This window comes from Microcoleus sp. T3_D1, from assembly GCF_036700405.1.
Classification (GTDB): Bacteria; Cyanobacteriota; Cyanobacteriia; order Cyanobacteriales; family Microcoleaceae; genus Microcoleus.
Genome location: NZ_JAUBOV010000017.1, coordinates 75838 through 76180, shown reverse-complemented (window position 1 = coordinate 76180; position 343 = coordinate 75838). Strand labels below are relative to the sequence as shown.

1 pseudogene is annotated in these 343 nt (G+C 46.1%); it reads left to right on the top strand.

The features are described 5' to 3' along the window. Nucleotides 1-343 (top strand): annotated as a pseudogene (locus tag QT992_RS10365) (CopG family transcriptional regulator); the annotation flags it as partial.

The window sequence follows — 343 nt, the reverse complement described above, 5'->3', positions numbered from 1 at the left end:
CCAATTAGCCGAAACTGTAGCGAAGTCAAGTTACGAAAGTTTACAGCAGCAGTTGAGTGAACGCGAAAGTTCGATCGCATCTTTGCACCAGCAACTCGCTACCGAAAAGCAAAATCTCGAAAGCCAATTAGCCGAAACTGTAGCGAAGTCAAGTTACGAAAGTTTACAGCAGCAGTTGAGTGAACGCGAAAGTTCGATCGAATCTTTGCAGCAGCAAATCACCGAAAAAGACCACCGGGAACACGACTTTGTGCAGCAGCTAGCAGAAAAATCGAGTTCGATCGAATCTTTGCAGCAGCAGCTAGCCGAAAAATCCAGTGCTCTGGAATCTTTACAGCAGCAA